The organism is Paenibacillus tritici (assembly GCF_018207515.1).
GTDB lineage: Bacteria > Bacillota > Bacilli > Paenibacillales > Paenibacillaceae > Paenibacillus_AQ > Paenibacillus_AQ tritici.
In genome coordinates this window covers 2,344,035-2,370,192 of the sequence record NZ_CP073365.1, presented here as the reverse complement: position 1 = coordinate 2,370,192, position 26,158 = coordinate 2,344,035, and the positions used below count along the sequence as shown (strand labels likewise).

At 51.9% G+C, this 26,158-nt stretch carries 26 protein-coding genes; 14 read left to right on the top strand and 12 right to left on the bottom strand.

Features of this window, described 5'->3' with window-relative positions:
• Positions 1-472 precede the first annotated feature (472 nt).
• Entirely contained in the window at positions 473-4,231 is a 3,759-nt protein-coding gene (locus tag KDC22_RS09955) for a DNA polymerase III subunit alpha (RefSeq protein WP_211722908.1), read from the bottom strand.
• A 144-nt stretch (positions 4,232-4,375) separates the two neighbouring features.
• Between KDC22_RS09955 and KDC22_RS09950 the strand changes: the two genes are divergently transcribed.
• The 3 genes from KDC22_RS09950 (at position 4,376) to KDC22_RS09940 (ending at position 5,651) form a co-directional block, all read left to right on the top strand.
• Complete coding sequence (locus KDC22_RS09950; RefSeq protein WP_211722907.1) at positions 4,376-4,696, top strand: YtrH family sporulation protein; 321 nt, start codon at positions 4,376-4,378, stop codon at positions 4,694-4,696.
• 54 nt (positions 4,697-4,750) lie between these two features.
• Complete coding sequence (locus tag KDC22_RS09945; RefSeq protein ID WP_173141210.1) at positions 4,751-5,254, top strand: sporulation membrane protein YtrI; 504 nt, start codon at positions 4,751-4,753, stop codon at positions 5,252-5,254.
• Positions 5,255-5,348: 94 nt separating this feature from the next.
• On the top strand, positions 5,349-5,651 hold the full coding sequence (locus KDC22_RS09940) for a YtpI family protein (RefSeq protein ID WP_211722906.1): 303 nt from the start codon (positions 5,349-5,351) through the stop codon (positions 5,649-5,651).
• A gap of 477 nt (positions 5,652-6,128) precedes the next feature.
• Here the strand turns inward: KDC22_RS09940 and KDC22_RS09935 are convergent, their stop codons facing one another.
• Entirely contained in the window at positions 6,129-7,463 is a 1,335-nt protein-coding gene (locus KDC22_RS09935) for a DRTGG domain-containing protein (protein WP_173141206.1), read from the bottom strand.
• 306 nt (positions 7,464-7,769) lie between these two features.
• Positions 7,770-8,054, bottom strand: a complete 285-nt coding sequence (locus KDC22_RS09930) for a hypothetical protein (protein WP_211722905.1) — start codon at positions 8,052-8,054, stop codon at positions 7,770-7,772.
• A 197-nt stretch (positions 8,055-8,251) separates the two neighbouring features.
• On the opposite strand from KDC22_RS09930, the gene KDC22_RS09925 reads away from it, so the two are divergent.
• Complete coding sequence (locus KDC22_RS09925) at positions 8,252-8,827, top strand: LURP-one-related family protein (RefSeq protein WP_211722904.1); 576 nt, start codon at positions 8,252-8,254, stop codon at positions 8,825-8,827.
• Positions 8,828-8,938: 111 nt separating this feature from the next.
• Here KDC22_RS09925 and KDC22_RS09920 read toward each other — a convergent pair whose 3' ends face one another.
• Entirely contained in the window at positions 8,939-9,280 is a 342-nt protein-coding gene (locus KDC22_RS09920) for a YlbF/YmcA family competence regulator (RefSeq protein WP_173141200.1), read from the bottom strand.
• A gap of 346 nt (positions 9,281-9,626) precedes the next feature.
• Here KDC22_RS09920 and KDC22_RS09915 point away from each other — a divergent pair, with 346 nt between their 5' ends.
• Genes KDC22_RS09915 through KDC22_RS09890 form a run of 6 tightly spaced genes read left to right on the top strand, consistent with a single transcriptional unit; the run spans position 9,627 to position 16,326 of the window.
• Complete coding sequence (locus tag KDC22_RS09915) at positions 9,627-10,994, top strand: YheC/YheD family endospore coat-associated protein (protein WP_211722903.1); 1,368 nt, start codon at positions 9,627-9,629, stop codon at positions 10,992-10,994.
• A 10-nt stretch (positions 10,995-11,004) separates the two neighbouring features.
• The gene (locus KDC22_RS09910; protein WP_211722902.1) at positions 11,005-12,183 is read left to right on the top strand and encodes a YheC/YheD family endospore coat-associated protein; all 1,179 of its coding nucleotides are present in this window, start codon (positions 11,005-11,007) and stop codon (positions 12,181-12,183) included.
• Positions 12,184-13,557: a YheC/YheD family endospore coat-associated protein gene (locus KDC22_RS09905; protein WP_173141194.1), complete on the top strand. Its 1,374-nt coding sequence runs from the start codon at positions 12,184-12,186 to the stop codon at positions 13,555-13,557.
• Positions 13,554-14,666: a YheC/YheD family endospore coat-associated protein gene (locus KDC22_RS09900; protein ID WP_211722901.1), complete on the top strand. Its 1,113-nt coding sequence runs from the start codon at positions 13,554-13,556 to the stop codon at positions 14,664-14,666. The genes KDC22_RS09905 and KDC22_RS09900 overlap by 4 nt, the downstream gene beginning before the upstream one ends.
• Positions 14,663-15,214, top strand: a complete 552-nt coding sequence (locus KDC22_RS09895) for an N-acetyltransferase (protein ID WP_211722900.1) — start codon at positions 14,663-14,665, stop codon at positions 15,212-15,214. The genes KDC22_RS09900 and KDC22_RS09895 overlap by 4 nt, the downstream gene beginning before the upstream one ends.
• Positions 15,196-16,326, top strand: a complete 1,131-nt coding sequence (locus KDC22_RS09890; RefSeq protein ID WP_173141188.1) for a YheC/YheD family endospore coat-associated protein — start codon at positions 15,196-15,198, stop codon at positions 16,324-16,326. Before KDC22_RS09895 ends, KDC22_RS09890 begins: the two co-directional genes overlap by 19 nt.
• 994 nt (positions 16,327-17,320) lie before the next feature.
• On the opposite strand, the gene KDC22_RS09885 is transcribed toward KDC22_RS09890, so the two are convergent.
• The gene (locus tag KDC22_RS09885) at positions 17,321-17,761 is read right to left on the bottom strand and encodes a hypothetical protein (protein WP_211722899.1); all 441 of its coding nucleotides are present in this window, start codon (positions 17,759-17,761) and stop codon (positions 17,321-17,323) included.
• A 186-nt stretch (positions 17,762-17,947) separates the two neighbouring features.
• Between KDC22_RS09885 and KDC22_RS09880 the strand changes: the two genes are divergently transcribed.
• Both KDC22_RS09880 and KDC22_RS09875 read left to right on the top strand, forming a co-directional pair.
• Positions 17,948-18,391 (top strand): DUF6843 domain-containing protein, encoded by a 444-nt coding sequence (locus tag KDC22_RS09880; RefSeq protein WP_211722898.1) that lies wholly within the window; start codon positions 17,948-17,950, stop codon positions 18,389-18,391.
• Positions 18,392-18,437: 46 nt separating this feature from the next.
• Positions 18,438-18,806 (top strand): hypothetical protein, encoded by a 369-nt coding sequence (locus tag KDC22_RS09875; RefSeq protein ID WP_209993425.1) that lies wholly within the window; start codon positions 18,438-18,440, stop codon positions 18,804-18,806.
• On the opposite strand, the gene KDC22_RS09870 is transcribed toward KDC22_RS09875, so the two are convergent.
• The 5 genes from KDC22_RS09870 to yidC all read right to left on the bottom strand — a co-directional run bounded on the left by KDC22_RS09870 (position 18,751) and on the right by yidC (position 21,397).
• A complete protein-coding gene (locus KDC22_RS09870; protein WP_211722897.1) occupies positions 18,751-19,206 on the bottom strand; it encodes a hypothetical protein in 456 nt (151 codons plus the stop codon). The genes KDC22_RS09875 and KDC22_RS09870 overlap by 56 nt on opposite strands.
• Positions 19,207-19,228: 22 nt before the next feature.
• Positions 19,229-19,609, bottom strand: coding sequence for a hypothetical protein (locus KDC22_RS09865; RefSeq protein WP_211722896.1), 381 nt, complete (start codon positions 19,607-19,609; stop codon positions 19,229-19,231).
• 47 nt (positions 19,610-19,656) lie between these two features.
• Complete coding sequence (locus KDC22_RS09860; RefSeq protein WP_211722895.1) at positions 19,657-20,049, bottom strand: hypothetical protein; 393 nt, start codon at positions 20,047-20,049, stop codon at positions 19,657-19,659.
• Positions 20,050-20,180: 131 nt separating this feature from the next.
• Complete coding sequence (locus KDC22_RS09855) at positions 20,181-20,474, bottom strand: hypothetical protein (protein WP_211722894.1); 294 nt, start codon at positions 20,472-20,474, stop codon at positions 20,181-20,183.
• 83 nt (positions 20,475-20,557) lie between these two features.
• The gene (yidC, locus tag KDC22_RS09850; RefSeq protein WP_246553432.1) at positions 20,558-21,397 is read right to left on the bottom strand and encodes a membrane protein insertase YidC; all 840 of its coding nucleotides are present in this window, start codon (positions 21,395-21,397) and stop codon (positions 20,558-20,560) included.
• An 888-nt stretch (positions 21,398-22,285) separates the two neighbouring features.
• Between yidC and KDC22_RS09845 the strand changes: the two genes are divergently transcribed.
• Positions 22,286-23,476, top strand: coding sequence for a pectin acetylesterase-family hydrolase (locus tag KDC22_RS09845; protein ID WP_211722893.1), 1,191 nt, complete (start codon positions 22,286-22,288; stop codon positions 23,474-23,476).
• 45 nt (positions 23,477-23,521) lie between these two features.
• Positions 23,522-24,139 carry a TetR/AcrR family transcriptional regulator gene (locus KDC22_RS09840; protein WP_211722892.1) on the top strand — a complete coding sequence of 206 codons (618 nt, stop codon included), beginning with the start codon at positions 23,522-23,524 and terminating at the stop codon, positions 24,137-24,139.
• On the opposite strand, the gene KDC22_RS09835 is transcribed toward KDC22_RS09840, so the two are convergent.
• The gene (locus tag KDC22_RS09835; RefSeq protein ID WP_211722891.1) at positions 24,114-25,472 is read right to left on the bottom strand and encodes a sensor histidine kinase; all 1,359 of its coding nucleotides are present in this window, start codon (positions 25,470-25,472) and stop codon (positions 24,114-24,116) included. The genes KDC22_RS09840 and KDC22_RS09835 overlap by 26 nt on opposite strands.
• A complete protein-coding gene (locus KDC22_RS09830; RefSeq protein WP_211722890.1) occupies positions 25,469-26,146 on the bottom strand; it encodes a response regulator transcription factor in 678 nt (225 codons plus the stop codon). Before KDC22_RS09830 ends, KDC22_RS09835 begins: the two co-directional genes overlap by 4 nt.
• Positions 26,147-26,158: the final 12 nt, after the last annotated feature.

Genomic DNA, 26,158 nt, shown 5'->3' with positions numbered 1-26,158 from the left:
GCTAACTTTAAATCTAAGAAAATAGGTTTAAGCTTGATAACTTCTCAGAATCCTGCCAAGCATGCAACATTTCCCTCAATGAATCGGGGCAAGTCTACAATTGTTGCACAAAAGGCAGCATTCTGGCTCTTCCAAGCGGCTTATTGGAGGAATACATGCAATTCATGCAACACTTCTCCGTCCACCCGGTGATCTATGGATCAAAGCTGCAAAATGTACAACATTCATGTCTGCCGGGCTTGCCTGGCTGCCTTGCTTGCCAAGAAGTCTCCGCACTGCCCCCAGCGAATCACGTGTAAGCTCCCACAGCGATTGATCCGCAACTTATTAGCTTGTCGTCTTAAGTACATTACACGAATCAGTCCTCCGGCTGCGGTCACAGCATGCTAAAGCGGATACCTGAAGTCGATACGTAGTCCCGTCCCGCTGCTTCACAAGGAATACATACCCTTAGCGCACAGCAGCTCCGCTCCTACTTGATCCGGACGGTCCCGGCTCCCAGCATACCTTCGATGGCTGCGAACAGCTCCTCTGAAGGCTCGATCCGGTAGCTGTCGCTGAGCGCCAGCACCTTCTGGTTGCGCTCGTAGAACAGCAGCGTGGCTGCGGGTCCCGGGTGGGTCTGCAGCAGCGCCTGAAGGCGCGGCAGCAGACCCTTCAGCTCGGCGCCCGGCGTGATCTTGATGAAGACACGCCCGGTGCTCTCCGCTGAGCTTGCTGCGCGCTCAGCAGAAGCCGGCTGCCCCGCGCGCAGCGGGGCAGGGCTGTCCGGCCGCGCGGCTGACGCGGCCGGGGCCCCAGGCGCGGCCTGCGCAGCGGCCGCGTCAGCTCGCGCACCGGGCGGCTGTGCCGCCGGTGTGCGCGTGCCCGGTGCAGCGGCGGCGCCAGCTGCACCGCCGGGCCGGGCGCCGGGGCCACCGGCGCCCGCACGGGCTGCAGGAGCGGCCGCAGGCGCTCCTGCGGGGGAACTGCGGCCCGCGCCGTAGGCGGGCCGGCCCCCGGCGCTGCGGCGCTGCAGCAGCGCGCGCACGCTGTCCGAGGTGAGCGGCGCCACCTCCTCGGCCAGCAGCTTGAAGCCCTCATCCTCCTGCTGCACCTTGGCGCGCAGGGCCAGCAGCGCGCCCTTCTCGATCAGGGCGCGGCTGCGTTTCCACACCTCCGGGAAGAGGACAACCTCGCAGCGCTCGATCTGATCTTCCCATTCGACAAAGGCCATCGCCTTGCCGGCTTTTGTCGTAATCTCCTTCAGCGATACGACCATACCGGCGGTCACCGTCATACTCTCGTCCGCCGCTTCGCCAAGATCCATCAGCTTCTGCATCCCCGGCTCCTCGAGCAGCGCCGCACTGTCATCCAGCGGATGGCCGGAGAGATAGAGGCCCAGCAGCTCGCGCTCCAATTCAAGCTGCTGAGTCCCGCTGAACTTCGGGATATCCGGGTAACGGATCTCCCAGTTCGGCGTCTCAATCAGATCATCGAACAGCTGGATCTGCAGCTCATCGCGCTCCTTGCGCCATTTCACCGCAGCATCCACGGTCTCATCCAGCATGGCCAGCAGCTGGGCCCGGTGTCCGGGCAGCCCGTCGAAGGCCCCGGCCTGCAGCAGCGATTCGATCACGCGCTTGTTGCAGACGCGTAAGTCGACCCGGCGGCAGAAATCGAGCAGGCTGTCGAACGGCCGCTCCTTGCGGATGGTTATAATATTCTCTACAGCCTGCGTCCCCACATTCTTGACCGCTCCCAGCCCGAAGCGGATATGCCCGCTCCCCTGGTCCGGCACCGGCGTGAACAGCACACCACTCTCGTTGACATCAGGCGGCAGCACGCCAATCCCGGAGCGGCGGCATTCCAGTACGTACTCCGCCACCTTGCGGTGGTTACCCATCACGGCGGTAAGCATAGCGGCCATGAACTGCACCGGATAATGCGCCTTAAGATACGCGGTCTGGAAAGCGAGGACCCCATAGGCGGCAGCGTGAGCGCGCGGGAAGCCGTAGTTGGCGAACCGCACAATCATGTCATAGACCGCATGGGCATCTGCCTCCTGATAGCCCTGCTTCAGACTGCCCTCCACGAAATGGCTGCGCTCCTGATCGAGCGTCTCCCGTTTCTTCTTGGATACCGCACGGCGCAGCAGGTCCGCTTCGCCCAGCGAGAATCCGGCCATCAGGGAAGCAATCTGCATGATCTGCTCCTGATAGACGATAATCCCGTACGTATCAGCCAGAATCGGCTTCAGATCCGCGTGAGGATAGACCACCTCGAATTCCCCGTGCTTGCCCCCGATGAACTTCGGAATGAATTCCATCGGGCCCGGACGGTACAGAGCGACCACCGAGACAATATCCTCGAATCCGCTTGGCTTCAGATCCTTCAGCACCCGCCGGACACCCGCTGATTCCAGCTGGAACACGCCGGTGGTCTCACCCGCCCCCAGCATTTCATACGTCAGCGGATCATGATCCGGGATGAAGCGGAAGTCCGGAACACTGCCGGTCATCTCCTTCACCCAGTTCATGCAGCGTTCAATAATCGACAAAGTCCGCAGTCCCAGGAAGTCCATCTTAAGCAGCCCGACGCTCTCCAGATGCTCCATGGAATACTGGGTCAGTGCCGTGCTCTCATTGCCCGCCTGAAGCGGAACGGCATCGGTCAGCGGGCCCTTGGAGATGATCACACCGGCAGCATGTGTAGAAGCATGTCGCGGCATCCCCTCCACCTTCATCGCCATGTCAAGCAGGCCTCTGGTCTTCGGATTACTCTCATACAGCGCCTTCAGCTCAGGTGTACTCTCCAGCGCCCGGGTAATACTGATGCCGAGCTGGCCCGGAATCAGCTTCGCCGCTTTGTCCACCTCGTTATAGGGCAGATTCAGCGCCCGGCCCACATCCCGGACCGCAGCTCTTGCCGCCATCGTTCCGAAGGTGATGATCTGGGCCACATGCTCCTTGCCGTACTTATCAACCACATAAGCAATGACCTCATCGCGGCGTTCGTCGCTGAAGTCAATATCAATATCGGGCATCGTAATCCGCTCGGGATTAAGGAAACGTTCGAACAGCAGGTTATATTTCAGCGGGTCTACATCGGTAATCTTCAGCGTGTAAGCGGTAAGACTCCCTGCCGAGGATCCACGGCCCGGACCGGTAACAATGCCATTACGGTGGCAAAAAGCGATGAAATCCCAGACAATCAGGAAGTAATCGCTGAACCCCATGCTCTCGATGACCCCCAGCTCATAGTCAAGCCGCTTCTCAGCGGTCTCCTTCTGCTCCGGTGACTCCCAGAGCGGCGTGTCCGCGTAGCGCTGCTCCAGCCCGCTGCGGCACAGCTCACGCAAATAAGCGGCGGCATCCAGCCCTTCCGGCAGCGGCGAATATTCCGGGAGAATATGCTGGCCGAAGGTCAGCTCCAGATTACACGCTTCGGCAATCCGCTGCGTGTTCTCTATCGCCTGCGGCACATGCGGAAACAGCGAAGCCATCTGCTCGCCGCTTTTGAAGAACAGCTGATCCGTGCCGATCTTCAGACGGTCCTCATCGTCCACAGACTTGCCTGTGCCGATGCAGATCAGCACATCCTGAACCTCGGCATCCTCCTTGTCCATATAGTGGACATCATTGGTGGCCACCAGCGGAATCCCGCACTCGGCAGCCAGCGCGATCAGCTTCGGATTCACCCGCTTCTGCTCCGGCATCCCGTGATCCTGCAGCTCCAGATAGAAGTCTCCGCCAAAAATCTCCTTATACCGCAGCGCCGCCTTGCGCGCTTCGTCCTCCCGCCCGTGCAGCAGATGCTGCGGCACCTCTCCTCCCAGACAGGCGCTGAGGCAGATAATGCCTTCAGCGTGTGCTGCCAGCGCCTCCATGTCGATCCGCGGCTTGTAATGCTGGCCCTCCAGATGGCCGATGGAGATCAGCTTCATCAGGTTCCTGTAGCCGGTCATATTCTTCACCAGCAGAATCAGATGGTAGATCGGCTGATCCTTGCGGCTTCCCCGCTCACGGCGGGAGCCTGCGGTCAAATAGGCTTCACAGCCGATAATCGGCTTGATGCCCTGCTCCCGGCAGGCTTTATAGAAAGGGATGGCCCCGTACATCACACCATGATCCGTCAGCGCCAGCGATTTCATGCCGTATTCGCCGGCCCGGCGCACGAGATCCGTAATGCGCGCCGCCCCGTCCAGTAAACTGTATTCGCTGTGCACATGCAAATGCACGAATGGGCTCATATTCCCCACTTCCCTTCAGCTCCAAATCAAAACATAAGATGAAACTATTTTATCATATTAGAGGGGGAGCCGCCCATAGAATGGATTAAGAGCATCTGGACAGGCAGCGACACGCTATCGCCTGATCCAAGGAAGGAGCTTGTCATGAATATATTCTTAAGCAAAGCCGTCCTCGATTTCTTCATCGCCTTCGGGATTGTATTGGGCGGAGCGATGCTGGGCGGGATCGGTGCGGCAGTCTCTCTGCAGCCTCCAACAAACACCATGCTGGAAATTGCCGACCGGATCAAAATCTGGGCGCTGGCCGCCGCCGTAGGCGGAACGATCGATCCGATGCGCGTCATTGAGAGCAACATGCTGGGAGGCAATCTCTCCCCGGCGATCAAGCAGATTCTCTATCTGGTGTTCGCCTTCCTGGGCGCTCATATGGGCAGCGAGCTGGTCAAGTGGGTATGCGGCAAGTAGAACTGTTACACCAGCCATTCCATACTGCCTATAGTTCAAGGGGTGAACAGATAAATGCGACTTCCTCCGTTTGACCGCTACCGCCGTTTCTCGCAGATTGCTGCTGTATTTGTCCTCGGGATGATTGTGGGAGCCGCCTTGTATAACGCGATTTATCACATGGGCTACAACATGCTCTGGGTCAACAATCAGGATCTGCGGCTGGAAATTGAACAGTACCGGAATGACATTCTCACACTCAAAAAATACAATAAGACCTCCACCGTCATCCGGGAGATTAAGGTGCGCAGCGAGGACAGCAAGGTTAAGGAGGGCACGGCTGCACTGGACCCTGTAACCGCCAAGGAAGTCCTCAGCAAGCTGGCGGGCGATCTGGAGCCGATGCGCGGACGCAGCATGTTCGATATCGACTCCGACGGGAAGCTGGCGCGCCTGCTGCTGGACAGCAAAATCTATCTGGTCCGCGAGAAGGAATACACCGTCAAAATCCGCACGATGCTGGTAATGGAGGGAGTGCTGCAGATTTGGGTGGAAATCAGCCCGTATAAGCGCAGCTGAGCCAGGAATCATGATACAATAGTGGACAAATCACAGAATACAGAATATCGGCTGAATCACCGCTGGCCGGTCTTCCGCAAAGGGGCTGCTGTTCATGGTTATGCTCATTAAGTATCTGCTGTTTGCTCTGCTCGTGATCTTCATGGTGTGCGCCGCCGTCTACAGCATCGCTTCGCGCCGGGCCGCCGACCCGCTTGTAAAAGGAAGCAAGCGCTCGGTCATGAATATGCTGCTGGGGGGAATGCTGGTCACGCTCTCCCTGATGTCGATGTTCATTTTCCGCGGCTCGACGCTTAATGTTGTGATTGAAGCAGCTTTTCTGCTGCTGGGTATCTTCAATATCTTCTCGGGACTGCGCAGCTACAGCTACTACAGCCGGATTCGGAGCGGAAGCTGAGATTTCCCTGCCCCGCTCTCTGAGAGCATCTATGAGAAGTGGAAATTGTACACTTAAATTCGGCCCAACCGTTCATTTCAAGGAAGTAGTTGGAAAAAAGGCATTTACTTGCGTCCATTTCACCGGCCTGGGGCAGATGGAGGCGAATTAGATGTCCTTTTTCCACTTGCTGTTCCAAAACCGGTGAATTCAGAACCAACAGATGCTCTTTTTCCACTTGCTGTTTTGTTTACTAAATACTCTTAAGCCAACTACGGGTGTTCCACAGCGGCGCTGGCCCCCGGCCCTTAGACCTGCAGCCTGCCGCCGAACGCAAAATGGACGCAAATAGACGCAAATAGACCAGTTACTCCTCCCGGTCTCCAGGAGAGTCTGGTCTATTTTTGGCTGAAACTCTTCAATTTCTGTTCAACGATAATCAGTTATAGATAGGAGATAGGAGTTGCACTTGCCACTTACTGTGCGCAGACTCCCCAGCTACCCGTGGTCAATAGACTGGAGCATCAGCACGGCCTTCGCCACAATGGTGTCCATATAGCTGATCTCAATCTCCAGCTTACAGGTACGGCGGCTGATCTCCAGCAGCTTCGGCATGACGATGATGGAATGCTCAATCTGCACCGGACGGATGAAATAGGTGGACATGTTGTCCAGCACATAGTCGTTCCCGGTAATATCCTTCGCAGCTTTGAAAGCGGCCAGGGTCATCAGCGTGGACAAGATCCCTTCCGAGATCGTCCCAAGGTCGGTGGCCATCTGCGGGGTAATGAAGCCGTGGAAGAACAGCCTGCCCTCCTCATCCCGCTCATCCGCGAAGCCGTTCCAGATCAGATGATCAAAGGTCTCTCCAAGCTGCGGCTGATTGCTGGCATCGCGCAGGCTCTGCAGCACCTCTCTCCGGGTTACCGACCCCACCAGCTTGCGGTTGCGGTCCACAATCGGCAGAAAGTCAATCCCTTCCCACATCATAATCTGCGCCGCCGAAGCCAGCGAGGTCTGGAGTGCCGCGGTGACCGGACTGCGGACCATCGCTTTCTCGATGCTCTGGCCTTCGCTAAGCTCCTCCACATCGCGCCGGCCCACGATTCCGATGACCCGGTTCCACTCATCTGTTACCGGGAACCGCTGCTCGCCGCTTGCCAGTGATAATTCACGCAGTTCTCCGGCCGTGCTGGAGATCTTGAGTGTATTGAGCCGCGGCTTGCCCTCAACGATATCCTCGACCAGCATAATCTTCTTCTTAATCAGCCGGTCAAATATCGCCCGGTTAATCATCGAAGCCACAGTAAACGTATCATGCCTGGAGGAGATAACCGGCAGGTCCAGCTCGTCCGCCAGCGCCTTAACCTCCCGGCTTGTGCCGAAGCCCCCCGTCACAAGCACCCCTGCCCCCTGCTCCAGCGCAAGTGAGTGCACATCATCGCGGTTACCCACGATCAGCAGGCTGTCCGCGTCGATATAACGGATCATGGCATCGACCTTCATCGCGCCGATTACATATTTATGAAGATGCTTGTTCAGGCCTTCGGCTCCGCCGAGCACATGCCCCTCAACGATATCCACGACATCCCCGAAGGTAAGCTGATCGGAAATATTGCGCGGCTTCTTCTCCACGCGGACTGTGCCGATCCGCTCCTTGGTGATGACGATCCCGAGGTTCTCCGCTTCCTTCACTGCTCGGTAAGCCGTACCTTCGCTGACGCCCATTTCCTTGGCCAGCTTGCGGACGGATATCTTGGTTCCAACCTTCAGGCTTTCAATGTGCTGCAGCAGTTGTTCGTGCTTTGTGATGTTATCGCCCTGACCTTCCAACTGTTACACCCCCATACCCCGATCTGTACTATTCTGTACCCATTATACATGCTGGCAACACCGGAGTACAGCAGGTTCATCTGTATCTTTTCAAAGATATGACAGCTCTATGACAAGCCATTATCCACCCCGGATGAACGCCATCCGAATGAACCTGCCCGGGAAATGCATCAATGAATACAGCCGGGAATATATATAACACACATCAGCTTATTCCTGACTTACAGCGGCCCACGCAGCTAACCCCCTGTCCGGCTCAATGGCCAGACAGAGGGTGCTTGTAGAATGGATGACAGTATACAAATTCTAGGATCTCTGCGACACCCGGCCCTCTTCATTCCATTTGCCCTGCCACTGCGCAAGCTTAGCCTTGCGGACGGCATCCAGGCGCTTCTGCTTCTCTTCATCCACTCCGATAATGAAATGCAGATGAGAGGCAATCACCATGAACGCGAAGATACACCAGACAATGCCGAAGCCCAGTACCCAGCCGGGGCCATTCTGAAAAGACAGCTTCGGCAGCGCGTATAACAGCATGGCCAGGGCTACCAGCAGATACACGGAGTGTTTGAATTTACTTTTTTTTCTCATTGCAGGACCGCTCCTTCGCTCTAAAAGATGATGGGATTGAATCTATATCTCTACTCTATGAACCTGCGGCCTGAATTATGAGACAAGCACAGTAATTTTTCCGGCAGACTTATTTCGCCTTCGTCCAAGTCCGTTTATGGTCTAGCCTGTAGGCCAAGGGTGTGAGATGATAGAGGCAGAAAGAGGAGGGATTTACCTTGAATAGCATTTGGAACCAATCCGAATACATAATCCGTAAAAAAGTATTCTCTGTGGTGGGAGCCAAAGTACACATCTATAACAACTCGGAGGAGCTGCTGCTGTTCTCGCAAATGAAGGCCTTCAAGCTGAAAGAGGACATCGCGCTCTATACCGATGAGACGATGGACAAGGAGCTGCTGCGCATCAAAGCCCGCAATATGATCGACTTCAGCGCTACCTATGATGTATACGATTCAGAGACCGGGGAATCTCTGGGCGCACTCCGCCGCAAGGGCCTGAAATCCATCGTCAAGGATGAATGGGCCATTCTCGACACGCGGGATAACGAGCTCGGCTTCATTAAGGAGGGCAGCTTATTCTCGGCCCTGCTGCGGCGCTTTATCACGCTGATCCCGCAGCAATATAATGTGGAGATCGGCAACCTCGTGATTCCGGCCTACCGCCAGAACTTCAACCCGTTCGTCACCAAGATCATCGCCGACTTCTCCGAGGACCGCCAGGGTGTGCTGGACCGGCGCATGGGAATTGCCGCTGCCGTTCTGCTCTGTGTGATTGAAGGGAAGCAGGATTAGCACACTTCATAGGTATCATTCACAAAAGCGCACAGAAAAGGGTGATTTCAGAGCCAATTGGCCTTGAAATCACCCTTTTGCCGTGTCCGAGAGCATCCCGTCTCCCGCTTCCTATTGTCCGCCGTACATTTGGGACAGGCTGTCCGTGATGATTTTGTTCACATCTTCAATGACAACACTGAGCCGGCGCTCGGCGTCGAACAGACGGCGAATGCCCAGATTGAGGTTAAGCACCTCAAATAGCTTCTCCATCTTCTCCATTTCGTCCTGCGGAGGCATATCTCCGCTCATCATCCGCTGCTGCAGCTCTATCTGGCTCTGACGGAAGTTGTCGAGCATAGCCTTGCTCTCCGGGTCTGCTTCGATAACCTTCATCGCGCTGGTAATATCCGATACCTCACTGCTGTCCTTAATGGCCCTCGCCAATTCATGCGCTTTATCAATAACGTTCATTCTATTTCCTCCTCCAAGTTATGTTCGTCTCTGTTCCATTCCGGAAGCTCCAACCCCTTCAGCCGGGCCTATGCCCGGCCACCCGGCCGTCTCCGGGGCAATCCGCGCCCAAATTTCGGAGCCGCGCAATTCCTCTCAGGCACGCCTGCTTCCTTCTGTGCTCACGCCCTGGGACTGGGGACACCCGCCTGCTTCGCTGCCGCGAGCGATATTTAATCCGCCCGGCACGGCTTTTTCAGGAATAGGTCAATCACCAAGGGTCAGATGTCTCCATATGATGAATGATATGTAACCCTCAAGATTCATATTGCCGGCATCATGCTTGCCTACCGGAAGGAGATCCACGATGTCTAAGCTTAAGATCCCAGTCCAAACGGTTCACTCGGGCATCCTGCAGGAAAATGCTGTAATGCTAGGCGACAAATCCATGAAGAGGCTCAAAATACCGGCGAACGGAACAATTCAGCTAACCTTCGGTTCTTTCCGGCAGGAGGTTACCGTTATTCCGGTCCCCAAATCCGACAGCCTGCGCGTAAGTGAGGCACTGGGACGGCGGCTTGGCTTAAGGCAACGCCTGATGCTTAACGTCTCCTATAGCTCCGGCAGCCGCATCCTGCGGCTGGGGCCGATCATCGGCGTCCTGGTCAGCCGGGACCATCCCGAGCAGCCGGAGCGGGTCTTCGGCCAGATCACAATGTTCTGCCGGGAGCTGACCAATGCCTGCCACGCACAAGGCGCCTATGTCTATTTCTTCACCCCGGAAGCGCTGGAAACACGCAGCACTACGATCCAGGGCTGGGTATATGATGAGGGCTGGCGGAAGCTGAGCCTTCCTGTTGCCGATGTGATCAACAATCGGCTGACCACGCGAAAGGTAGAGAATAAACCTAGCGTACAGCATTTTTTGGCGGATGTAAAATCCCGCTACGGAACCCACTTCTTCAACGAAAAGTTCCTAGACAAGACAGAGGTATTCGAAGCACTGGCCCAGGACCCCGCCCTGCAGCGGTATTTGCCTGAATCCCATGCCCTGAATGGCTTTGCCATATTGAAAAGGATGTGCAGCAGTTACCCCAGCGTGTTCCTGAAGCCGGTACGCGGAAGCCTCGGCAAAGGTATTCTGCGCATCTCCAGGGAAGAGGGCGGCAGCTACCGGCTGCTGTCCACGACTCCGATGGGTACACGCAAGCAAAGCTATCCCACTCTGGCAAAGCTTTTTAGCTCCATTGGTCCCAAGATGAAGACTACACGCTTCCAGATTCAGCAGGGTCTGTCCCTGATGGAGCTGGGCCGGCGGCCGGTCGATTTCCGGGCCCTTGTGCAGAAGAACGGCACCGGCAAATGGGGCGTCACCTCCATAGTGGCCCGGACCGCCGGAAGCAATCATTTCGTCTCCAATCTCGCCCGCGGCGGCACTCTCAGTACCGTCCGTGAAGCCATCGCCAAGAGCAGTCTCCCGGCCGGCGTCAAGGAAAGCACCCAGATTCAGCTTCCCAGGGCGGCGCTGGCTATCGCAAGAGGGGTTGAGACCTACATTCCTGCCCATTTCGGGGAACTGGGCATCGACCTCGCGCTTGACCAGTCCGGCAGAATCTGGCTGCTGGAGGTTAACTCCAAGCCGTCCAAGAATGACAATACACCACTGAATGACCAGAAAATCAGACCCTCAGTCAAACAAATGATTCTATACTGCCGTTATCTGGCCGGGTTATAAGGAGGACATCATGACCACAACAGCAATGGGGTTCCTTGGCATTATGACAGGCCGTCGCCACGGGATTCCTCCCATCGCAGAACCGGAGTTCTGCAGTCAGCTATGCCGGGCGGCCCCGCTGTATGATCTGAAGGTCCTTGTGTTTCATCCGGAAGGTGTGGCGGCAGACGGCTCCTATGTCAAGGGCTACCAATGGCAGAACGGACAATGGGAGCCTATCCAGGCTCCCCCGCCCGACATTCTCTACAACCGCTGCTTCTACCGGACACCGGAAGAGAAAAGAGCAGCGGCATCGGCCCTCTCTGTATTAACCCGCTGTCTTCCCTGGTCACGCGGACTTCCAGATAAGTGGGGGGTCTACGAGATTCTGCGGCGCAGCCGTACTGCGGCTGGACTGCTGCCGGAAACCGTGTTGTACAGCGGCCGTGAAGCGCTCGGCAATATGCTTGCCGGGAGGGAATTCGGCGTTTTTTTGAAGCCCAGAACCGGCTCCCACGGCAAACGCACCCTGCACGCTGTTCTGCTGGGCCAACGTGAAGGCGGCGGCGTGAAGGTGCGGGGAAGAGACCGGAAGAACGAACCTTTTCATTATGTTTTCGGTACGCTGGACGAAAGTCTTGACTGGATTGACCGCTTCATCGGCCAGCACCGCTATATCATACAGCCTTATCTGCATCTCACCGGCAGCGGAGGACAGCCGTTCGATGTACGTGTGCTGATGCAGAAGAACGGCACCGGCGCCTGGACCCTGACCGGCATGGCCGTCCGTCTGGGCAACCGGGGATCACTGACCTCCAATCTGCACGGCGGGGGAACCGCGGTTCCTGCCCTGCCCTTCCTGCTGCACGAATACGGCGGGGCAGGGCAGGAGCTGCTGGAGGAGCTGACCTCTGCGTCGGCTCTCCTGCCCCCGCTCCTGGAAGAATCCTGCGGCAGACTCGGCGAACTCGGCCTTGATTACGGTATTGATGCCGGAGGAAGAATCTATCTGCTGGAAGCCAATTCCAAACCAGGGCGCACGGTGTTCCGGCTGACGGGCGACCGCCGGGCTGCTACACTCGCTGCCGAGAACCCGCTGCGCTATGCGCGCCATCTGCTGCTTACATCAAGCGGCCATCACAAGCTGCCTCGAGGGCAGCTCCGTTCACACGGGAGAACGATATCTATGGTTCCAAAGGAGGATTCATAAATGGGTCTCACTTTTTGCAATGTACATTTCACCAAGCAGCCTGATCGAGTCGTATATGTCTCGGGTGAACTGATGAAAAGCCTGAAATTATCCGGTAAGAAAAACATCCGCCTGCGCCTCGGAAGAGATGCTATCCCGGCCACGATCAAGCCGATTAACCGTGCCGGCAAACATCTATTCCTGGCTTCGGGAGTCAAGAGTGCCATCAAGGTTCCGAAGACAGGCGGCATCTACCTGCGTAATCTGCAGAATGATGAAGTCCAGCTAGGCCCGCTGGTCGGTGTATTATCAGACGGCCCCGCTTCTGTGGCCCAGCCCTTCGGCGCCCGTACCGGCTTCATCAAGCAGCTGCTGCGCGAAGGCAGCAACAAATGCTACATCTTCGCCTTCATGCCGCGCGATATCGACTGGCAGCAGGAGCAGATTAACGGCTATTTCCTGACGGCAACCGGCAGGTTTGAGCGCAAGCTGGTGCCCTTGCCGGATGTAGTCTACAATCGTCTGCCCAGCCGCAGAGCTGAGACCTCACCTTATATCAACCAGCTGCGCGAACGCTTCGGACGCAAGAAGATCCCTTATTTCAACTGGAGTTTCTTCAATAAATCGGATATTTACCGGCTGCTGGAGAACGACGGTGCGGCGAACCGCTTCGTGCCCGAAACGCACAGCAACCCCAGCTCCGAACAAATGCGGGAAATGCTGGACCGTCACCACTTCGTCTATTACAAACCCTCCGCCGGCAGCCTCGGACATGGAATCTACCGTCTGACCTATCTGCCGAAGAAAGGATACTTCGCCCGTTACCGGAGGAATGGTAAAAACGTGCTGCTGCGCTTCACCAGCTTCGACAGCCTGATGCGCATGCTGCGGGGCCGTCATGGGCAGAGCATGCAGAACTATGTGGTGCAGCAGGGCATCCGGCTCATTGAGATCGACGGCTGCCCGATCGACTTCCGCTTCCATATGCATAAGAACGGCAGCAACCAATGGATTGTCGTCGGCATCGGAGCCAAAAAAGCCGGACGGGGCAGCGTGACCACCCACCTGAAGAACGGCGGTGCCTTGCTGACTCCACAGCAGGCGCTCGGCCGCGTCTTTGGCGCAAGATCGGATGAAGTGCTGCAGCGCGCCAAGACTACAGCCGTCAAGCTTGCGGAATCCCTGGAGATCCAGCACCGCCATCTGCTTGGTGAGATCGGATTCGATCTTGGCATTGACCAGGATGAGGATATCTGGATGTTCGAGGCCAATGCCAAACCGGGACGCTCTATCTTCCGCCACCCCTCCCTGCGCGCTGAGGGCAAAGCTTCCATTGAGCACATCCTGGAGCATTGTCTGTATCTCAGCAAATTCCGCAGGAGGGATGACTTGTGAACAGCCGGATTCCAGACCCCAGCAAGCCAGTTATCGCTATCCTGACGACCAGTGACCGGCTGCAGCAGTTCCGCGGCAACCGCACGAACTTCCGTGACATTATCCGTACCGGCAAAGAATTGGGTTATCTCGTATATGTCGTCACGGTCCGCGACTTGAAGCTCGAGGAACGAGTCGTGACCGGCTACGTGCCTTCAGCCAGCGGCAAGCTCTGGTATGCCATTCCCGTTCCGCTGCCGCAGGTCATTTACAACCGGATTCCCAACCGTGAGGAGGAGGAAAAAGCGCCAGTCATCCGCAAAATTGCGGAGTGTCTGGCGCACCCGGAAATTCAGCTGTACAACCCGAGTTTCTTCAATAAATGGAATCTGTTTGAATGGCTCAAGGAATCCAAGGCCACCTCCAGGCATGTGCCCAAAACCCGGCGCCTGCGCAGTGCAGCCACCCTTACAGCTATGCTGAAGAATCATGACAGCCTCTATCTCAAACCGGAGAAAGGCAAAGCAGGTAAAGGTATTATGCGGCTGAGATACCGGCCGGACACCCTGCTCCCCTACCGGCTGCAGATCCAGGGCGGCAAGAAAAACACCACATATAAAGCCGCGTCTGTTGATCGTCTGTGGGCCAGAATCGGCCGGGAAAAAGGAACCTCCCGTTATATCGTGCAGCAGGCGATCGTACTTGCCACACACCGTGGGCGGCCCTTCGACCTCCGTGTCCTGCTACAGAAGAACGGCCGGGGAGCCTGGGCAGTAACCGGCATTGGCGCCCGCCTGGCCGGAGCCCGCAGTATTACGACCCATGTGCCGCGCGGCGGCAGCATTGAAGACCCCTCCAGCATGCTGGAGGGAACCTTCGGTGCAGAGCAGGGCGCGCTCATCCTGAAGAATGTGCCCACTACCGCGCTGCTGATCGCCCGGCAGATTGAACGGGCTTCCGGCATGATGCTGGGCGAGATGTCCATGGACCTCGGCGTCGATGAAGAAGGCGGACTGTGGTTTTTTGAAGCCAATTCCCGCCCGATGAAATTCGATGAGCCGGCGATCCGCAAGCTGTCCCTGGAACGGATATTCCAATATGGCACTCACCTGTCCCGGCTGACCAAATGATCCACAAACCCGTCAAAGGAAGTGACACCATGCAGATATCCTCGCTCTATGACAGCGATCCCGTACAGTGGAAATCGAGGCTCGCCGGACTGCTTGAGTTCCTGAGGGACTATGGGGAACAGCGGATCACTCTTCGCGGATGCAGACAGCTGGCCCGGTTGACACCGGATCAGCTCGCACTGCCGGGAGCCTCCCTGCTCGTTGCCACCGTTCGGGGTGAGAACGGCCGCCAGCTTGCAGGTGTCAGCTTCGTATCCGGCTTCGGGAAGGAGGCGTGTATCGTCGCCGTCCATCCCTTGTACCGGAACAGGCATACCGGCACAGTCCTGCTTACCGCGCAGCTGGAGCAGCTGGGGCATCTGGAATGCCAGGTCGCCTGCGACAATACAGCCAGCCTGAAAATGTGCTTCAACAGCGGGCTTGCCGCCGTCGACCTGCTCACCGGTCCTACCGGCAAGCCCACCCTGCTGCTGCGGTCCCGCGCGGCTTCAGCAGCTCCCCCAATTCTTCCACAAGAAGGTGAACTCCTGTGCCAGAGCCCGTCTTAGGCATCCTCACGCTGTATCTGAACGACGCCAAACAGCTTGAAGAGAAGAGCGTATACCGGAGGATGATTATTGAAGGCAACCGGATTGGCCTGGATGTCTTTGTATTTACCCCAGCAGATGTACATGTCAGCAAGGACCAGATCCATGCGATGGTCTATGATGTCAAAAGCGGAATATGGTCGCGCAGATGGCGCTCCTTCCCGAACATGATCTATGACCGCTGCCGGATTCAGCGCAGCCAGCGCTTCCAGCAGCTGCTGCGCTTCCGCGCGCGGTATGACCATCTGACCTTCCTTAACCGTCCGCTGCGCAATAAATGGACGGTGCACCAGACCTTCTCCCAGCGGAGCCGCTTCCGGCCCCATATGCCGGAGACGCTCCTCTATCAGTCCTCCGCCGACCTGCACCGGATGCTGAAATCCAGCCCGGTTGTCTACGTGAAGCCGATCAACGGCACTGGCGGACGCGGCATCCTGCGGATTGAGCGGCAGCGGGAAGGCAAGTCCCTGTTCGATATCCAGGGACGCCGCCAGACCCGCCAGATTATCGCGCCCCGGAAGGTATCGCTGAACCGCCTGGAGACCATAGTCCGCCAGTGGTGCATCAGCGGCAAGTTCCTGGTCCAGCAGGGCATTCCCCTGCGGCTGCCCAGCGGCCGGTTCCACGATTACCGGATGCTTGTGCAGAAGAACGGCAAAGGGGACTGGGAGTTCACCGGCATGGCCGGCCGGGTAGGCGCTGCCCGCAGCGTCACCTCGAACCTCCATGGCGGCGGACATGCAATGAAGGCAGAGACGCTGCTGAAGCAGTGGCTCGGGAGCGAAGAACGGGCAGACAAAGCCATGCGCGCAGCCGAGAAGCTGGGCCTCGATGCTGCCGCTTACCTCGAAGACAGCTTCGGCGCCCTCTGCGAGCTGGCCCTGGATCTTGCCATCGACCGCGAGGGCAAGATCTACGTGCTGGAGGTCAACCCCAAACCCGCCCGCGAAGTCTTCGCCCGCTCCGGCGACAGCGGCACCTACCGCAAGGCGCTGGTCCGCCCGCTGGAATATGCCATGTGGGTGTATAAGAACAAGAATACGCCTAGCTCGTCGAAGGTGGTTGAGGAGTAGGGTAGTAGTGCTCTGTAAACGAGAAGCGCCTCTCCGTTATATTGGAGAGGCGCTTGTTACCAAACTTCAAATCGCATGTTAGACATCCATATTTTATCCTCACTTATAAATCATTCACCTCTTCCCGTTTTCTTTGGCAATTTGTATTATCCATAAACCAAACATTAATATTATTTGTATGATCGAAAATACTAAAGGGAAATAGAATAAAACTAGAATCCGGTTATTATCTAAGTTTAGATAAGTGATATCAACCACACCTGCGACAGTGTTATTTCCATCCAATTTTTTAAAATAACTCAATATACCAATACTCGGAAAAGTACTACATATGATCCATATAAGCTTATACTTGTACGTTCTTGCTTTTAACGACATCATACAAGTTGTACATAATAAAATAAGGGGGCTACAATAATAAATCAATATTTTTCCAGCTTCTATTGACCCTTCTATTCTGATATTTGAGTAATAAATAATTATCATATGAAACAATATAACTAATCCAACTTGGATTAAAACTTTCAACTTGATATCCAATTTCCCAAGCAAATCTTCACACCTCGCAAGAATTCATAGGTATATAATCATTCTTTCGGAAATTTTAATATCCATAGCGCAACAATTAGAGTTAATTGAATTACAAAGTAAACTAAAGGAAATATAAGAGCCAATCCAAAAAAATCACTGTCGAATTTTAAATCTACAAAACCATATTCAGAAGCCTCATTTCCCTTATTTTTATTTAGAAGAAACAAGAAGCTAATACTAGGAATAGTGCTTATCAAAAACCACAATAAGTTATATCTTATTTTTTGTGTCACTAAACACATCACACAAGTTAAGTACAATAAAACTATTAGAACTGAATAAATGATAACGGCTTGTTGTATAGCCTCTTTGTCCCAATTCCCTCCTCTCAATTTCAGAAAATAAATTACACCTATATGTAAAACTACTATGAAAAAAACTTGTGAAATTGCCCTTATCCTCTTTACACTTTCAAAAGCTTAACATCTTTTCTTAATTTGATTACGTAATATACGCTCAAAATAAATTGAGTAATAGAAATACCCCAAGGAAGCAGAAAGAGCATTTCAGCTTGATATTTCGGAAAGAAATTAATAGTAACGAATGCCTGCTCATAATCTCCACTCGTTTGTATTGCTTTGAAAAATAAAAGAAATAAGAAGCTTGATAGTATAGTTACTAAAAACCAGGTGATATGGTACTTTATCCGTTGTGTCCTTATTAACAAAAAAGAATTAATCAAACAGAATAAAAGCGGTATAAAATACACCTTTAATGAGGTTATTGATACTTCTGTTCCCCATCCCTCAATTTTTATTTTTAGTAAATAAATCAGGATCAGATGTAGTCCAAGTACCACAAGTACATAAAGAATGGCTTGGAGTGCTGCCTTCAATGATTTCATCTTCGGCCCCCTTTTTATGTAATTATCGGAATTTGAGATGATAATGAAGAGCAGAGCCTTTCTTTCGATTCACGATTAGATTCAGGCAAAGCTATTCACACCGGCGGCGACAACGTATCTACTGCAAGAAACTGCTCCTTCCGCTATAATTAACTACATATACAATGATCTCACGGAGGTTAAGCCTTGAGAAAAGTACTTTCAGTATTCATTCCCTGGTTGCTGATCCTCGTCGCCTGCAGCTCTAATAAAAGCAATCTAAACACTTATCTTATTCCAGAAAATTATGTCGGCTGGGTGCAGATTATTTATAATCAAGAGGGATTTGACCCTATCAAGCAGGTTAACGGGAAAAACATTTATACCATTCCTGAATCAGGTATTTTAAAAACTTCCACTCCAGTTGAATATAGAGTATCTTTCGATGAATTTTACTACTATGATGAACAAAATAGGCAACAAAAAATAGATGTCGATCAAATGATCCACGGTCACCACATAGGCAACGGCGAGTCTGTTAATAGTTCCGGTAAAATAGAGGGACCTACGGTGCAGGAGTTTTTTGTCGGAACAGAAACACAGTTTAAAAATACTCCTGATCCGGAGTATTCTGTAGAGCTTATGAAATAAAACTGGCATGAAGTATAAATTCAGAAGCAAAGAAAGGACAGTGAATATGGAAAATGTATCAAATGCAGATCAATTGGAATCCATAACCTCTATGCAATCCACAGTCAAAAAACTTGAGAGCGCTTTGTCCCAAATGACTCAAAGTGGCGCCAATACTACCCTGGTAACCAAACGGCTCCATGCTGTATCCATCGGCTTAGCGGTTCTGGAAAATGTCTGGAATCAAAAGCCTCATCCATATACACCTGAAGATTTAGCAGAGGCCGGCAAGGTTCTCACTGGTTTAACCCCTTCAGTGGAGAACAGTTATGCCAAGTCAAAGGCGGGCAGTCCACAAAGAACACTTTTGGAGCGGAGGATTAAAGCGTTGAGGCTGGCTGTTCAGGCGATTCATTCCACTTTACCTTATAATTGAAGTCATATATCATGCTGGCATTTCCCGCTTCATCTTTAGCTATGGATATGAATTCTCCGATGTACTTTTCACTATAAAATTGATGTTTAAATTCAGCTAAAAGGTGCTCTATTTCATGATACCTTTTGTTCTCCATGTCTGAAGAAGGATGTGTTCTTGATGAATTATCATTTATCCAATTTAAAAATAATTTATGGGACTCAATTTGTAGTGAATATTCCTCCGTTGAAACAGGTCTTAGCAAATACAAATTTGACCAATCATCGTTCACTTTATCAAAAAATCGCTCAAAACAATGAACAGTACCGTTAAAATCAGCAAATCCGGTTTTTGGCCCGTCCCACCAATCAGTAATAAAATATACCGTTTGAAACTCGTCTACTGGACTTTCTCTTTTCATAGGTTCCCTCCTAGCTGTTTCTTTATGGGAGTTGCCAGATAGTTAGTCCATTTTCACTACTAAACATAGCCGCCTCCTGCCCTCCGTTTGCTTCTCTCTTTAATGAAATCTCAAGCGCAATATTGCTTTGGAATAGCAAGGTTATAGCTATACCTTCCTCAATATCTATTTCCGTAACAGTCTGGTTAATAAGGGAACAAAGAATGTTGCAATAACTTATATCCGATCTGATGTAGAATGATGAGCCTGCCCTTATTGTTGGAAGTGTAAACGCTGTAAATATCATTGTCTCTTTATAATCTTCTTCAAAGATTAGCTGGATATAATCGCTTATGAATACCACTGAGCTCATTTCTTTGCCTGAAACCTCACTTAGATGACTTACGGAATGTTGGATGGACATGGCTTATTCTCCTCATCCAAAAATTTACTGGCCCGGGTGTAGCTTAATTAGAAATCAGTTTCATTGTTCACAGTTAAAATCTCAATTGTTTCACAATAAAAATCTAAAATCCCATCCTCATAATCCTTTACATGATAACTCCCACTTTTCTCCCATTGACTACTAGTTTTATCCTCAATTTCAAATCCAAGAATTTGATTGTAACTTCCTCCAAGATTTTTCACATATAAGGATGAAACATTATTGAATTTCATTAATACTTTTAACCTTTGTCTCATTTTTTTCTGTTCAATGATGAATATAATCTCTAAATACGAGATACTTTCGTAGTCAATATTTTGGTCGATATAATAATTTAATGAGGTGAAAAAAGTTAATTGTCTGACGTTAAAGCTAGGCAATAGTTCTGTGACTAATTTAATGTTTTTTATAAATTCCATTTATATTTCACCATCCATTCATAGATCATACTCTGTTTCATATCTCATTTTGAATGGATAGGGACCGTACCTAGAAAAGGGCACAAAGCCTATCTATAAATACATGCTAAAGATTAATTGTAAGGACTAAATTATCGGCTGCTTCTTTGAAATTCGCTGAGTTCTTCTTTTAAATTATAAAGCTCAATGGGCGGATTCCCTTCCTCTTTCCAATCCTCAAATAAACCTATAAATTCTTGGTTGAACAGTTCAAGTACTTCTTCTTGAAGGACAGACCTCAAATAATTCAGTTTCTTCTTAGATATTTCTTCTTTCAATAATACTTTCATTCCAAGTCTTTCGAATCGTTCTACTTCATGCTTATAAATCCCGTCAGTAAAGCTAAAACTTAAAAACTGGGAGCAATCAAAAATCACATTCGACATACACACACCAGCCAATTCTTTATAAAAACCAACAGCAGTCTTGAACTAAAAGCCCCAGACTGCCGTTGATTTATCAAATTTTATTATTCTTCTACACCTGTAGGCAGGTTTTTAACTGTTGCATGTGGCTTCGTGTACATTTTATTCAGTAGGATCGTCTGCACGATAATGAATATACCGCCCACCACCCAATATAAGGGTAGCGCAGCAGGCATCCCAAAAGAAAATACACCCATCATAACCGGTGACAACAATCCGATGAAAGCCATTTGGTTATTTGGGTTTGGCTGATTCTGTGTGGAAGCGGATTGCGACAAGCGGAACTGAACGAAATACACCGCAGCAGCAATAAACGGCAAAATCATATCAGTCTGCCCCAAGCTAAACCACAGAAAATCGTGAGCGGCAATCTCCGGGGTACGACGAATGGCATAGTAAAAGGCAAGAGTGATCGGCCATTGGAGAAGCATCGGTAAACAGCCCATACTTAAGGGGTTGAATTGATGCTTTTGGTAGAGCTGCATCATCTCGGCTTGCTGTTGCTTTTTGGCATCCGTACTAACGTCGTTCTTGTACTTCTCCTGAAGTGCAGTTAACTCCGGCTGAATGACGGTCATCTTCTCTTTCATGTCCATTTGTTTCTTGGTTTGATTCATCATGAGCGGCATGATCGCAAGTCTAATGATGAACGTCATCAGCATGATAGATAATCCGTAGTTTCCGTGAAATGCATCGGCGAAGAATTTGATCAGGAACGATAATGGATATATAAAAAAGTGGTTGAATACCCCTGTTGTATCGGCAGTAATCGAGTCTGTTTGGGCTGCTGTCGAACATCCACTAAGCACAATAACTGGAATAACTGCCATCACCAATACGAGAATGGGCTTGGCCCATGGTTGAAACCGCATGATCTTTTTCATCGTTGTCCTCCCTAATTGAAAGTATGAATATCAATGTGGGGAAGGACCATTGTCCGCTTCATCCGGTGCTTCTCTTCGTCTGGCAGTACGTACGATCCAACGCTGTATGCTGCTCGATTGCGACAGTCTGACAGCCACATACCAAGTGGAACCCGCTGCAGCAATGTCATAATCCCAGTGAATCTCTCGTACAGAAAAATGGGCGAATGGAAATGAAACTAAGGAATAGATAAGAGCGATCGAGAACGCCAATTGAACCAAGTCATAAAAATGCTCCAGCCAGGTTCACCTCCGTATGAGCCATATCGGATAAAGTTGAATAAGGATCATACGTTTGATTGACGTTGTCGTTTCACTTACCTTGCACGTTAGATTAACACATAGCAGAATGTCCTGCTCCTCACCCTTTTGATCCACAATAGAAATTTGCTCAGGTGGTTTTTCCAGGCTCTTCCCTCTAACTAACAGCTGTTGTTCCCCTTCGATAGGGTACCTTCTTATATACACTCCTGAACCGATATCCTCATACGGATACTTGTCAAAATCGCTCCAATTCAGTGCGGCTCCAATTCAGTGCGGCTCCCTTGTCCGCTAAGCTCTCTAATTCATTTAACGAGATATAGCCGCTCGTTCCTTGCTCCTTATTACTTTGGCAGGCTGTGCATAAGATCAAGACAAATAGCAATATCATTGAAAGCTTGAAGCATTTGGATAGTGTCATACAATCCCTCCAAGTTCTTATCATTTCACTGGTAATCTTAGGGATGATTATATCGTAATTTATGCGAAACCAAAAATTAATGAGTAAGTTGAATTGTGCCAGGGGAAAAAGTATACACCTTGTGCAACGAGTTATCCGGGCGTATACTTCTAATAGGGGGCGATGAGATGAGCAGAATGAAGAAAATCACGATATTTACGGGTGTTGGATTGTTGAGCGTTGTTGTCATTGCCATTGTTGCGGTCTACGCCTTCGTAATCCGGCGGCCGGTGACCACTACCCCCGTAATCGCAGAAGTGAAGCCTTACGAGTGGAACAAGGTCAAGCTAGGCGGGAATACCCTTTCCAGTGATGGATCAGAGTATTTCATATGGAATAAAACCGGGGAATCGGATAACTGGATCGTTTTCTTCTCCGGGGGCGGGGCCAGTTGGGATGCGCAAAGTGCCGCACACCCCATTAAGCTTATGAACTTCATCAAAGGCGGGGATACCGGCAACTATTTCCCGGACATCCCCTTCTATATGCTGACCTTGCTAAGGGGAATGATGGATACGGATAATCCGGTGAATCCTTTTCATGGCTGGAATGTGGTCTATCTCCCCTACTCGACCGGTGATTTCCATATCGGCAACCGCACAGCTGAATACCGAAAAGAGGATGGCACCCCCTTCACGATGCGTTATAACGGGAGTAATAATGTGCGCAGCAGCCTCGATTGGATCTATGCGAATGTCGATAAGCCGGAGAAGCTACTGATTGCAGGGGAAAGTGCGGGCGGGTTCGGAGCTGCCTTCTGGGCGCCTGAGATCGCGGAACACTACAAACACTCGGAGATCTTCCAATATTCGGACAGCTCCTTTCTGAAATCAGACAAATGGCCTAATGTGATAGACCAGGAATGGCACGCAGACTTTGTTAAGAATTTCGGATACGCCCCGGAAGCGGATATCATCGGGGCTGCTTTTCGGGCGAACGGTCATCTGCTGCCTGCGGGTACGGTGCTCCTGCAATCCTACTCGGTATACGACGAGATACTGATCCACTTCCAGAACAATATTAACGATTACAAGGGGCCAAGAGATCAGAGGGTTATTAATGAATGGTCACAGGAAATGCGGCAGTCTGTATCCTCTGTGGCTGCTGCTGTACCGAATTACTATTACTATCTGACCAACTATGGGCTGAAGGCAGCGAAGGGGACGACCCCGCATACTTTTGCCACCCGGGAGACCTTCTATCAGGCGGAGCAGGATGGGGTGAAGCTGCTGAAGTGGCTGGGGGATGCGGTCAATCATCACAACCCCTATTCGGTGGGCAGCAAGTTCCTCGGGAAGCCGGAGCCAGCTAAGGAATAGTCCGGGAAGCAGCGGAATAACAGCATAAGACAGGAGAGGAAATCATTGAATTTGCGTGAGAAGCAGCAACAATTAACGAGGGGCCTTATTAAGGATACTGCGCTGGAGCTGTTCTGTGCCCAGGGGATCGAACGCACGGATATGACACAGATCGCCGGACAAGCCGGTGTCTCCCGCCGCACGTTGTACCTTCATTATAAGGACAAGGAAGATTTAGCCGCCGAGCTCTATGTGGATAATCTGGAGCAGATGTTTGGACAGCTGCTGTTTGATTTTGATTTTGCACAGCCGGTACAGTCTCTGGAGAAGATTCTGGATCAATACCTGGCGCTGAGAGAGCATCAGGAGTCACTGATCTATTATGATGCCCTTTTTGGAGTCTACTATAGTACTCTCTCCAAGAATCCGGCTGAACTCCCTGACTTCAAGAAGGCCATGGAAGTCTGGTATTCCCGGTATATCAGCCTGGAGAGCGCCTCGGTGGCTCCGGAGCATCAAAAAAAGTGGCTGGACCTTCTACAGAAGTCCACCCACCTGTATTTCATGTATTTACAAAAAGCGGTTATTCTTACCCGCCAGCGGGGCGGTTCAGTTACGGAAGAAGACCGGGCAACAGACCGGCAATTCAAGGATTTCATTATGTCTGGCGTACGGGCAACCTGACAATAATCGTCGTGCCTACTCCTGCCGCACCGTCTACGTCAATACTGCCCTGATGCAGGGAGACGATTTTTGAAACAATAGCCAGTCCCAGACCGTTCCCGCTATTACTTCCATTCCGCGACTTGTCTACGGTATAGAATCTTTGGAACACGGCACCCCACTCCTCCGGGGAGATCCCGATGCCATTATCGCTGATAGTGACGGCAACTTCCGCTGCACTGTGGTCTATACGGATGCTGATCTTCCCGCCTTCCGGCGTGAACTTGATGCTGTTGCTGAGCAGATTCATCCATACCTGCTTCAGCTGATCTTCATCCCCTGTGATATGAACAGCTTCCGGCAGCTCCAGATCAATAATGAGGCTCCGGGCTGACCACTGCGGCTCACAGGTCACCACGATGGTTCTGATCTGCTCGTCCAGACGGAAGGGGACTGCCGTGAAGGGGTGATGCTCGGAATCCAGGGAAGCCAGCTTCAGCAGATTATCACTTAGCCGGGACAGACGTCCGCTCTCCGCAATGATGATATCCAGATAGTCCTTACGTTCCTCTTCGGCAATCAGATCATTACTCTGCAGCGCCCTGGCAAAACCGGATATGGAGGTAAGCGGTGTCTGGATTTCATGGGAGACATTGGAGACGAAATCCTGCCTCATCTGCTCCAGCTGCTTCAGTTCCCCCGCCATCTCCACATAGCTCTGGGTCAGCTCCCCGATCTCGTCCACACGGTTCATTCTGAGATCCACTTCGAAATCACCTTTGGCCAATCTTCTGGTGGCATTCGTCAAAGCCTTGATCGGCTCCACCAGATATCTGGCAGCGACAACAATACATACACTTCCCAGCACAAGCACGAGTAGCAGCACAAAGAGTACCAGCCTGTTAACAAGATGTTCGTTCTCGGCAGAATATTGCAGGAACATCGCCCGCCACTCCCCCTTGAGCAAGAAGGGCATTCCGATGAACGTATCATCATCTTCCGTGGAGGAACGATAGACCTTTCCCTGCAACACTTGCCGGACAGCCTCTGGGGTGATGGTCACAGCCGGACTATCCGAGAGACCGTAAAAGCTATGTTCCCCCGAGGGATGGTACATGTGGATAGGATGCGCCGATATTTTAACCATACTATTCAGGAACTCGTCCATATCTGTAGGCTTGGCGTCATCATAGCGGTGAATAATCTCCCTGCCCACTGTGATCATCTCATTCTGTCCCTCATAGCTTATCTGCTTCTGAAATACATACAAGCCGATGAAAAAGGAACAGATCAGACTAAAGACAATAATGCCAAGAAACGTGAGAATGATCCGGACATACAATGTCTTGATCATGGCTCAGGGATCAGCCGGTATCCCAGACCGCGGGCAGTTTCGATCTGAAAACCCTCGCCATTGCCGCTGAACTTCTCCCTCAGCCGGCTGATATGCACATCTACCGTCCGCCCGTCCCCTTCATAATGGAGTCCCCAGACTTGCTGAATCAGTTGTTCTCTGGTGAAGATCTGCCTGGGGTGGCTGACCAGCAGAAACAGAAGATCAAATTCCTTCAAAGGCAGCGTGAGCGGCGCCCCACTGCGTGTAACCTGAAAGGTCCGGCGGTTCAGCACCACATTGCCGAGCTGCACAGACTGGGAAGTAACTACCAGTGAGCGTTTGAGCAGCGCTTTTACCCGCATCACCAGCTCCACCGGATCAAACGGCTTGGTCAGGTAATCGTCCGTTCCGAGCTGAAACCCTTTGATTTTGTGGGCGGATTCCGCTTTGGCCGTCACCATGAGGAGAGGGAGATTGGCATCCAAACGCCTGATTTCCCTGCACAGCTCCCAGCCGTCCAGCCCCGGCATCATAATATCCAGAATGACAAGATCGATCTGTGAGTCCTCTATGATGGACAAGGCCTTGGTGCCGTCCCCGGCTTCTTCGAGCTGGAACCCTTCTTTGCGCAGATATAGAGACATCAGCTTCCGGATATTGTCATCATCATCCGCGATAAGTATTGTAGCCACGGGCATCCTTCT